We start from the raw sequence: 10,540 nt of genomic DNA, 5'->3' as shown, positions 1-10,540 counted from the left end.
ACCTTCCATCGGCCTGCTGCTCTGGGCAGCGCTGGCGATCGGGACTGCCCTGACGCTGGGAGCCTTGACGCTCCAGCACGCGTCGGGCTGGGCCAAGGCACGCCAAACCCTGGGCCTGATGCTGCTTGCCTGGGGGATAGCCCTGGTACTGGGGGCGGCTCAGGGTGGCACCAACCCACTACGCCCATTGACGCTGGGCAGCAGCTCGACCACCACCACTGAAACGGCACTACCGTTTGAAACGGTTAGTACGCTGGGCGAGCTACAAACCCAGCTGGCACAAGCTGCTCAATCCGATCAGCCAGTCTTCGTACACTTCACTGCCGACTGGTGCATATCCTGTAAATTAATGGAGCGAGACGTCTATCCCAATCCGCAAGTAGCCGCGCAATTGAACGATTTTCAGCGTGTCGCAGTCGATGTTACCAATACCAACGCAAACAGCAGAGAGCTATTGAATCATTTCGACCTGTTTGGCCCGCCCAGCCTGCTGTTCTTTCATCAAGGCGAAGAAGTGCGCGACGCACGTATACAGGGCGAAGTCACGGCACAAGCACTAACGCAGCACCTCGATTCACTCAAGCGGTGGCAGCAAGGTTAGCCTTGCACTAGTCTGAATGACATGGTCAGCGCAGTACGGTGCGCTGGCCATTTTTTTAGCGCTTTGTCGCCAACGTCGTCAAACGGTCGTTTAAGTTGCGAAATTAGCCACGTCTGAGGCAACCACTGGACAGTGCGTTACTTTTTCGGCAAACTCCGCAGCCATATTTGCTAAAAAGCTCATCTTTTAGCGTTGACACAGGGGTAACGTTCACCATCGTGCAGCGTTCTCCTCGTTTTAAAATCAGGTTTACTGCGCCGCACGCAAGCAGACAGGTTCAACCTGCTGCGTTGTGTTTTATTGATTAACGTTTGGGGCTATATAGATGGATATTCGTAAGGTCAAAAAGCTGATCGAGCTGCTGGAAGAGTCCAACATCAGCGAAATCGAAATTCAGGAAGGCGAAGAATCGGTTCGTATCAGCCGCCATCCGAATGGAGTCAGCTGGCAGCCACAGCCAATGCCGCAATACGCCCAGCCCGCATACGCGCCGCAGGCTCCTGCGCCAAGCGCCCCCAGCACCGAAGCGGAACCCCAAGGTGCCAGCTATCGCGGTGAAGCCGTCAACTCCCCCATGGTCGGCACTTTCTACCGCAGCCCGGCCCCAGGCGCCAAGGCCTTCGTTGAAGTTGGCGACACCGTGAAGCAAGGCGACACCGTGTGCATCGTCGAAGCCATGAAAATGATGAACCAGATCGAAGCCGACCGTGATGGCGTGGTCGAAGCCATTCTGGTGGAAGATGGCGAGCCGGTGGAATTCGATCAGCCCATGATCGTCCTCGCTTAATCTTTCATTACGATACGGGTGGACTCTCCCATGCTGGACAAGGTACTTATCGCGAACCGCGGCGAGATAGCCCTACGCATCTTGCGAGCGTGTAAAGAGCTAGGCATCAAGACCGTAGCGGTTCACTCCAAAGCCGACCGCGAGCTGATGCACGTTCGCCTGGCAGACGAAGCCGTCTGCATCGGCCCTGCTGCTTCCGCGCAATCCTACTTGAACATCCCAGCCTTGATCAGCGCCGCTGAGGTGACGGATTCGAGCGCAATTCACCCGGGCTATGGCTTCCTTTCCGAGAACGCCAACTTCGCCGAGCAGGTAGAACGCTCTGGCTTTACCTTTATCGGCCCCCGCGCAGAGACCATTCGCTTGATGGGCGACAAGGTCAGCGCCATCGAGGCCATGAAGGCAGCAGGCGTACCGACGGTTCCCGGTTCGGATGGCCCACTGGGCGATGACGATGCCACCAACATCGCCACAGCGCGCCGCATTGGCTACCCGGTGATCATCAAGGCCGCGGCGGGCGGCGGCGGGCGTGGCATGCGCGTGGTGCATACCGAAGGGCACCTGTTGTCTGCCATTACCGTGACCCGCACCGAAGCGCATGCTGCTTTTGGTGACGGCACGGTCTATATGGAGAAGTTTCTCGAGAAGCCTCGCCATGTCGAAGTGCAAGTACTTGCCGATGGCCAAGGTAACGCGATTCACCTGTTCGACAGGGACTGCTCCCTGCAGCGCCGCCACCAAAAGGTGCTGGAAGAGGCCCCAGCGCCCGGCCTGGACCCCGAGGCACGCGCCAAGGTTCTGGAAGCCTGCCGTCAGGCCTGTATCGAGATCAACTATCGCGGCGCCGGCACCTTCGAGTTCCTTTACGAAGAGGGTGAGTTCTTCTTCATCGAGATGAACACCCGGGTCCAGGTAGAGCACCCCGTGACGGAGATGGTCACCGGCGTGGATATCGTCAAGGAGCAGCTGCGCATCGCCGCCGGCATGCCGCTGTCGATTCGCCAGGAAGACGTGCAGCTCAATGGGCATGCCTTCGAATGCCGTATCAATGCCGAAGACGCCCGCACGTTCATGCCGTCTCCTGGCAAAGTGACGCTGTTCCACGTCCCAGGTGGCCTGGGCGTTCGCATGGACTCGCACCTCTACACGGGCTACACCGTTCCACCGCATTACGATTCGCTGATCGGCAAGCTGATCACTTGGGGCGCCGATCGCGACATTGCGCTGACCCGCATGCGCAATGCGCTGGACGAACTGCTGGTGGAAGGCATCAAAACCAACATCGACCTGCAGAAAGACCTGGTTCGAGACAGCTATTTCCGCCAGGGTGGCGTCAACATCCATTATCTGGAAAAGAAGCTGAGCAGCTAGTTATTGACCTGATGCTTGCAAACCTGACGCCTCCTCATCGGAGTAACGCCAGGTTGTCTACGCGGGGTGGCGATTGCCACCCCGTGAGCGTTTCATGACTATTCACTGACCCCGTGGAGACTTCTCATGCCCTGGCTGCAATTAAAAGCGCACGTTGCTCCTGAGCAGGCCGAGCTTCTTGAAGAGCTGCTGCTGGACGAGGGTGCTACGGCCATCGGCCTTCAGGATGCCCACGACGACCCCGTCTTCGAACCAGAGCGTGGCACCACGCCGCTCTGGCAAGACACCGTCCTGACGGGACTGTATGACGACCTTGATGGCATCAGCGAGATGCTGGAGCGTATCGAGGCCGCCTGGGCAGAACACATGCCGGGCGAACCCTGCCCTACCATCGAGTACGAGCTGCTGGCCGACCGGGACTGGGAACGGGAATGGATGGATGACTTCACCCCCCTACGCATGGGCCAGCGGCTGTGGATCGTGCCCAGCTGGCTGGAGCCCCCAGAAGCAGAGGCGGTGAACCTGATCCTGGACCCCGGCCTGGCCTTTGGCACCGGCACCCATCCCACGACGGCTCTCTGCCTGGAATGGCTCGATGAGCTAGCAGTAAAAGGCGTTCTGACCCACCAGCGCGTGCTGGACGTGGGCTGCGGCTCCGGCATCCTGGCCATTGCTGCGCTGAAACTGGGGGCGTCCAGCGCCGACGGCACCGACATCGATCCGCAGGCGCTGCAAGCTAGTCGCGACAATGCGCAGCGCAACGGTATTGCCGAACAGGCCTTGTCACTTTACTACCCTGAGCAACTGGCCGATGACCAGACCTACCCTATCGTGACGGCCAACATTCTGGCCGGCCCGCTGGTCGAACTATCGGGTATGATTGCCAGCCACGTGGCACCCGGAGGCCACATTGCGCTCTCGGGCATTCTTGCCAAACAGGCCAACGACGTACTGGACGCCTATGAAGCCCAAGGACTTATCATGGAAGAGCCGACCCTGCGTGAAGGCTGGGTACGCTTGACCGGCTGGAGACCCGCATAATTTGCTGGCTTTGCCTTCATTACTTCGGCGAGTAGGCGTATCATACGCCCCCTTGAAACGCACTATTCGTCGTTTTCATGACTATCAAAGTGCACCGCCATGACCATGATGACTATCCAGCCCCCTGCGATTGGGCCTTATCAACTGCCCAACCCCGTGATACTTGCGCCCATGGCCGGTGTCACCGATCGCCCTTTCCGGCAGCTATGTCGGCGTTTGGGGGCAGGCTGGGTGGTGGGTGAAATGGTCACGTCCGATCCTTCGCTCTGGCACACGCGCAAATCCCAGCTGCGTATGGATCATCAGGGTGAACCTGCACCCCGGGTGGTACAAATTGCCGGTGGCGATGCGCAGATGCTGGCCGAAGCCGCCCGCCTGAATGCCGAACTGGGCGCGCAGATCATCGACATCAACATGGGCTGCCCCGCCAAGAAAGTCTGCAACAAGGCCGCTGGCTCCGCGCTGCTGCGCGATGAAGCCCTGGTGGCCGAGATTCTCGACGCAGTGGTCAATGCCGTCGATATTCCCGTGACGCTCAAGATCCGCACGGGCTGGTGCGCCGACTCCAACAATGGGGTACGCATTGCCCAATTGGCCGAATCGGCAGGCATACAGGCATTGGCCGTGCATGGACGCCACCGCCAGCAGCGCTACACAGGCGAAGCCGAATACGACACCATCGCCGAGATCAAGTCACGACTCACCATTCCCGTCATTGCCAATGGCGACATCACTTCGCCAGAGAAGGCGGCCCGCGTGCTGCGCCATACCGGCGCCGATGCGGTCATGATTGGTCGTGGCGCCCAGGGCAACCCGTGGATCTTCCAGCAGATCACTCACTACCTGACCCATGGCGAGCACCTGCCCGCCCCTGAGCTGGCAGAGCGCCGCCAGGTGTTGACCGAGCACCTGCACGCCCTGCACGCGTTCTACGGCGATACCATGGGCGTGCGCATTGCGCGCAAGCATGTGGGCTGGTACCTCGATGAAGACTCACGCTTTACCCATACCGAGCAGCGCCGCTTGAAGCAGCAGTTCAATGCGCTCGCATCACCTGATGCGCAGTTTCAATGGATTGATGACGCCATGACCCATAGCGCCTCCCAGCGCTTGCTAGCCAAAGGAACCCATGCCGCATGACTGAACGCGACCTGCTCTCAAGCGAAAGCTCATCGCCACTGGCGGGCACCCTGGCGGACCCGGCGACCACGGCCCAACCTCAACCGCTGCGGGAAGCCGTGGAAACGGCCATGCGTCGCTACTTCGAGCACCTTGATGGAGGTCAGGCATCGGACCTGTATGCCATGGTGATGGCCGAAGTGGAGGCACCGCTACTGGCCTGTGTACTGGAGCATACCGACGGCAACCAGACCCGTGCCGCCGACGTGCTGGGCCTGAACCGTGGCACGCTGCGCAAGAAACTCAAGCTGTATGGACTGATCGATCGTGACGCCCCTTAAGGGGCGTTGCCGTTTTTAAACCTGGCTGTTCCAACCCTGAACCTGATACATGAGCACTCCCATGGCTGATAGCACCGCTACCCCCGTCCGCCGCGCCCTGCTGAGCGTCTCCGATAAAACCGGCATTGTCGAGTTCGCACAGGGCCTCGTGAAGCATGGCGTCGAACTGCTCTCGACCGGCGGCACCTACCGACTGCTGCAAGAGAACGACGTCCCCGTGACCGAAGTCTCCGAACATACCGGTTTTCCGGAAATCATGGACGGCCGGGTCAAGACCCTGCACCCCAAAATCCATGGTGGCATTCTGGCCCGTCGCGGTCAGGACGACGCCGTGATGGCCGATAACGATATCAGCCCCATCGACATGGTCGTGGTGAACCTCTACCCGTTCGCTGCCACCATCGCCAAACCGGATTGCACGCTGGAAGACGCTATCGAGAACATCGATATTGGTGGCCCTACCATGGTGCGCGCCTGCGCCAAGAACCATGCCTACACCACTATCGTCGTCAACGCGGACGACTACTCCCGCGTGCTGAACGAGCTGACCGAGCATGGCGGCCAGGTGACTCAGCCGACGCGTTTCGACCTGGCCGTCAAGGCCTTCGAACACACGGCGGGTTATGACGGCGCCATTGCCGACTACCTGGGCCGTAAGGTGGCCAGCGAAGAAACCACCTTCTCGCGCACGTTCAACCTGCAACTGCACAAGAAGCAGGACATGCGCTACGGTGAAAACCCGCACCAGCAGGCAGCTTTCTATGTCGACCCCGAGGCCAGCGAGCCCAGCGTGTCTACCGCTCGCATGCTGCAAGGCAAGCCGCTCTCCTTCAACAACGTGGCCGATACCGATGCCGCCTTCGAGTGCGTCAAGGCTTTCGATGACACCGCCTGCGTCATCGTCAAGCACGCCAACCCCTGCGGAGTAGCGGTGGGCGCCAGCGCTCTGGAAGCGTACGACAAAGCGTTTGCCACCGATCCTACCAGCGCCTTTGGCGGTATTATCGCCTTCAACGTCGCCCTGGATGCCGCCACCGCCCGCGCCATCGTTGATCGTCAGTTCGTGGAAGTCATCATTGCCCCCGGGGTAAGCGATGAAGCGGCCGCTATCGTGGCTGAAAAACAGAACGTTCGCCTACTGGATGTCAGCGCACATTGGCCAGGCCAACCGCAGGCTGCCTACGACTTCAAGCGCGTCAATGGCGGGTTGTTGGTCCAGGAGCGCGACGAGGGTATGGTCAGTGAAGCGGAGCTGACGGTGGTCAGCGAGCGTGCGCCCACCGAGCAAGAGTTGCGTGATCTGGCGTTTGCCTGGCGCGTGGCCAAGTTCGTCAAGTCCAACGCGATCGTGTATGCCAAGGCTGGCCAGACGATTGGCGTGGGAGCAGGCCAGATGAGCCGCGTCTACTCTGCCAAAATTGCGGGGATCAAAGCAGCCGATGAAGGGCTCACGGTGCCTGGCTCCGTCATGGCGTCGGATGCCTTTTTCCCGTTCCGCGATGGCATCGATGCCGCCGCGGCGGCTGGCATCACTGCGGTGATTCAGCCGGGTGGGTCAATGCGTGACCAGGAAGTCATCGATGCGGCCAACGAAGCGGGCATTGCCATGGTCTTCACCGGCATGCGCCACTTCCGTCACTAAGCCTTTAACCCCCCCTGCGAAGCACTTCGCAGGGGGTTTTTTTGAGGGTCACCCCAGATCGATGCACAGGTACTTGGTTTCCAGGTACTCCTCCAGCCCCTGATGCCCTCCTTCACGCCCCAAGCCGGATGCCTTGACACCGCCAAAGGGTGCGGCCGCGTTTGAAATCAGTCCGGTGTTGATCCCCACCATGCCATACTCGAGCGCTTCGGCCACGCGCCACACCCTGGCCAGATCACGCGAATAAAAATATGCGGCCAGACCATACTGGGTATCGTTGGCCATCTCGACCGCCGTCTCCTCTTCATCGAAGGGGAACACCGCTGCCAAGGGGCCGAACGTCTCTTCCTGGGCCACTTGCATGCTGTCGTTGGCAAAGCTGACCAACGTGGGCGTGAAGAAATTCCCCCCCAATGGATGCGGGTGGCCCCCTAGCAACAGCTCGGCGCCCTTGTCGATGGCGTCCTGAACGTGCTCACTGACTTTTTTGACGCCATTTTCATCGATCAGCGGGCCAATATTGACCCCTTCTCGCGTCCCGTCACCGACTTTCAGCTCGCTGTTCATGGCCACGGCCAGCTTCTCGCAAAACGCATTGATGACGCTGGACTGCACCAGGAAGCGGTTGGTACAGACACACGTCTGCCCCGCATTACGGAACTTGGCGGCCATGGCGCCTTCGACGGCAGCGTCCAGATCGGCGTCTTCAAACACGATAAAGGGCGCGTTGCCGCCTAATTCCAGCGAAATCTTCTGAACGTGCTCAGCGGCTTGGGCCATCAACTGGCTGCCTACCTCGGTCGAGCCTGTAAAGGTGATCTTGCGCACTTTAGAGGAGTGAGTGAGCGCTTCGGCAATATCTGCCGCACGCCCAGGCACGACGTTGAACACACCGCGCGGCACGCCCGCCCGCTCGGCCAACAGTGCCAAGGCCGTCGCCGAGAACGGCGTCTGGCTGGCAGGCTTTACAACGATGGTACAGCCCGCTGCCAAGGCAGCACCGGCTTTACGGGTAATCATCGCCGCCGGGAAGTTCCATGGCGTAATGGCCCCCACGACCCCTACAGGCTGCTTGGTCACCACGATACGCTGATTGGCTTTGGCTGCAGGAATGGTTTCGCCGTAGATTCGACGCGCTTCTTCGGCGAACCAGCGTAAAAAACTGGCCGCATAGGCAATCTCGCCGGCGGCTTCCTTGAGCGGTTTACCCTGCTCATGGGTCATCAACATGGCGAGATCCTGCTGATGCTCCATCATCAGGTCGTGCCACTTCATCAACACGTCGGCACGCTCTTGCGCCGTCATTCCGCGCCAGGCAGGCAGTGCAGCGTACGCAGCATCGATGGCACGCTCGGTTTCTGCCTTGCCCAGATTGGGCATATCACCTACGAGCTCACCCGTAGCGGGGTTCACCACCTTGATTTGCTCGCCGCTGTCGGCGGCTACCCAACTGCCGTCGATATAGGCAAATGGGCAGTAAAGCTGTGTTTCTCTCAGCACTTCCATGACAAACTCCTGACCAGAGGATGGCCTTGCAGGCTCATTGACCTCTTCATGCTAAGACGAAATGGCATTCTTGACCAAGTTCTCGTCAGGAATCCTTGTACGTATCGTACCTTAACTGAGTGCGTATCGACCTTAGCTGATGAGCGTCAAAAACTCTTGCCGCGTTGCCTGGTTGGTGCGGAAGCCCCCTAGCATGACCGACGACGTCATGCTCGAATTCTGCTTCTCGACGCCACGCATCATCATGCACAGATGGCGAGCTTCGACCACGACGGCCACCCCTTTGGCCTGAGTGACCTGCTGCACCGCTTCGGCAATTTCACGGGTCAGATTTTCCTGGATTTGCATGCGACGTGCATACATATCCACGATACGTGCAAACTTGGACAGCCCCAGCACCTTACCGCTCGGCAGATAGGCGATGTGACATTTGCCAATGAAAGGCAGCAGATGGTGCTCACACATGGAGTAGAGCTCGATATCTTTCACCAGCACCATTTCATCGGTTTGCGACTCGAAGACAGCGCCATTGACCAGCTCTTCCAACGACTGCTGGTAACCCGCATTCAAAAACTGCATGGCCTTGGCAGCGCGCTTGGGTGTATCACGCAACCCCTCGCGATCAGGATTCTCTCCCAGGGCAGTAATAATTTGACGGTAATGCTGGGCGATTTCGTCGGTCATATTAGGCCTCTTCATTCGGTGCGTGTTCGCTTTTACTGGATCGCCTTGGGGAATCTGTCTCGCCACGAGTGGCTCGGCACAGACATCAAAGCCCTTTCATGGGTCAGCCCTATGACTGCCTTACCCGCCGCGAGCAAAAACTTATACAGAAAATATACCTTAAAATAAATTATGCACAACGCAGTAATGCAACTGCCTATTCTAACGCACATGAAGTGGCTGTGGCAGAGTGACACGCACCCCCCTTCGTGCTTATCGGTGCTGTGCTATTATAAAGGCACAATTTTCCTGCCAAATAGGCGGGTGCACTATTTGAGATCCAATTATGTCATTTAAATTATCAGCCTATTGGCTAACGGCCTTGATGGGCACAGCGATCATCACCCCCGTGCTTGCAGCAGAACCCAAACTGACGCTGCCCAGTGGTGCCAGCGTGGGCGTAGAGGTGGTCGAATCCCTGCGCTTCGATAGCCAGCACGCTCGTCACAACGACATTCTCCTTCACCCTGCCCAGGCCGAGGGTAGCTCACACGAGCTGCCAGAGTATTGCCTGATGGTGGCTACTGCCCAACTGAGCGGCGAGCGGATACGTATCACCACGCAAGATGCTACTTGTATCGAGACCGAAGGCAGTGAAAGCGCCATCTATTCGGGAACGTTTGCCGCCAGCACCTACGCGATGGATGGGCAATACGGGATAGAGTGCCCGTCGGGTAACTGCGAGCTTACTCCCGGCCAGCGCTTTTTACTGACGTTGGACGAGAGTGTAAGCATTGATGCGCAGGACAACCCCTCCGCCGAGATCAATGCAACGCGTCGGCAGGCCAATGGAGATGGCGTCGCCAACCCTATTCCCAACGAACGCCCCGACCCAGACCAGGCACCCGCAGGCAACCAATAAGCTGACGATCCCAGCAACGGCGTGAACAGGCTGGCCTGGCGGCGCCTGGCCAGCTTAACGATTGCCGCCAGCAAGCCATACAGGCGATTCCAGCTGCAGGCCCTGCTGTTCGAGCAGACGAATGTGCTGATCCCAGTACCCTCGCTCTGTCACCCAGGGAAAAGCAGCAGGAAAAGCCGGATCATCCCAGCGCGATACCAGCCAGGCCGCGTGACGAATCAAGCGATAGGCGCGCAATGGCTCGATCAACGCCAACTCATGCTCAGGGAATGCCCTTACCTCTTCATATCCTTCGATCAACTCACCCAGCTGCCCACGCCACAGCTCAGGGTCGTCTACAGGCAGCAGCATCCAGACATCCTGGATGGCGGGCGCCATCAGGCAGTCATCGAAATCCACCAGCGTAAAGTCATCATCCCGCCCCAGGATATTACCCAGATGGCAGTCACCATGAGCCCGCAGATAGGCGTCGGGGCTTAGCTGCACGCGCTCCAAGTGCCCCATCAACTTTTCCACCACGGCTTGGTAGGCCCGGGACTGGTACTTG

General features: G+C 59.1%; 11 protein-coding genes. 8 read left to right on the top strand and 3 right to left on the bottom strand.

The window, feature by feature from the left end; translation table 11 throughout:
- The 7 genes from B7L71_RS08440 to purH all read left to right on the top strand — a co-directional run.
- A partial coding sequence (locus B7L71_RS08440; protein ID WP_139790090.1) for a thioredoxin family protein occupies positions 1–601 on the top strand: 601 nt, incomplete at its 5' end.
- 325 nt (positions 602–926) lie between these two features.
- Positions 927–1,388 carry an acetyl-CoA carboxylase biotin carboxyl carrier protein gene (gene accB, locus B7L71_RS08435; protein ID WP_081137280.1) on the top strand — a complete coding sequence of 154 codons (462 nt, stop codon included), beginning with the start codon at positions 927–929 and terminating at the stop codon, positions 1,386–1,388.
- Between the two features lie 30 nt (positions 1,389–1,418).
- Complete coding sequence (gene accC, locus B7L71_RS08430; RefSeq protein WP_081137278.1) at positions 1,419–2,759, top strand: acetyl-CoA carboxylase biotin carboxylase subunit; 1,341 nt, start codon at positions 1,419–1,421, stop codon at positions 2,757–2,759.
- Positions 2,760–2,885: 126 nt separating this feature from the next.
- Positions 2,886–3,800, top strand: coding sequence for a 50S ribosomal protein L11 methyltransferase (prmA, locus tag B7L71_RS08425; protein ID WP_081137276.1), 915 nt, complete (start codon positions 2,886–2,888; stop codon positions 3,798–3,800).
- A 99-nt stretch (positions 3,801–3,899) separates the two neighbouring features.
- The gene (gene dusB, locus B7L71_RS08420; protein ID WP_081137274.1) at positions 3,900–4,940 is read left to right on the top strand and encodes a tRNA dihydrouridine synthase DusB; all 1,041 of its coding nucleotides are present in this window, start codon (positions 3,900–3,902) and stop codon (positions 4,938–4,940) included.
- A complete protein-coding gene (gene fis / locus B7L71_RS08415; RefSeq protein ID WP_016913715.1) occupies positions 4,937–5,260 on the top strand; it encodes a DNA-binding transcriptional regulator Fis in 324 nt (107 codons plus the stop codon). The genes dusB and fis overlap by 4 nt, the downstream gene beginning before the upstream one ends.
- 61 nt (positions 5,261–5,321) lie before the next feature.
- Positions 5,322–6,902: a bifunctional phosphoribosylaminoimidazolecarboxamide formyltransferase/IMP cyclohydrolase gene (gene purH, locus B7L71_RS08410; RefSeq protein ID WP_081137272.1), complete on the top strand. Its 1,581-nt coding sequence runs from the start codon at positions 5,322–5,324 to the stop codon at positions 6,900–6,902.
- Between the two features lie 48 nt (positions 6,903–6,950).
- Here the strand turns inward: purH and B7L71_RS08405 are convergent, their stop codons facing one another.
- Together B7L71_RS08405 and folE are read right to left on the bottom strand one after the other, a co-directional pair.
- Entirely contained in the window at positions 6,951–8,408 is a 1,458-nt protein-coding gene (locus B7L71_RS08405) for an NAD-dependent succinate-semialdehyde dehydrogenase (protein ID WP_081137270.1), read from the bottom strand.
- Positions 8,409–8,540: 132 nt separating this feature from the next.
- Positions 8,541–9,092, bottom strand: coding sequence for a GTP cyclohydrolase I FolE (folE, locus tag B7L71_RS08400; protein ID WP_212636741.1), 552 nt, complete (start codon positions 9,090–9,092; stop codon positions 8,541–8,543).
- 325 nt (positions 9,093–9,417) lie between these two features.
- Here folE and B7L71_RS08395 point away from each other — a divergent pair, with 325 nt between their 5' ends.
- On the top strand, positions 9,418–9,993 hold the full coding sequence (locus B7L71_RS08395; protein WP_170919463.1) for a hypothetical protein: 576 nt from the start codon (positions 9,418–9,420) through the stop codon (positions 9,991–9,993).
- 54 nt (positions 9,994–10,047) lie between these two features.
- On the opposite strand, the gene B7L71_RS08390 is transcribed toward B7L71_RS08395, so the two are convergent.
- Positions 10,048–10,540 (bottom strand): phosphotransferase (locus B7L71_RS08390; RefSeq protein ID WP_170919462.1); only part of this gene is annotated, 493 nt, incomplete at its 5' end.

Origin of the sequence: Halomonas sp. BC2 (assembly GCF_002078115.1) — a bacterium.
GTDB classification, from domain to species: Bacteria; Pseudomonadota; Gammaproteobacteria; order Pseudomonadales; family Halomonadaceae; genus Vreelandella; species Vreelandella stevensii.
The sequence above is the reverse complement of the archived record's forward strand: the minus strand, read 5'-3'. Positions and strand labels throughout refer to the sequence as shown.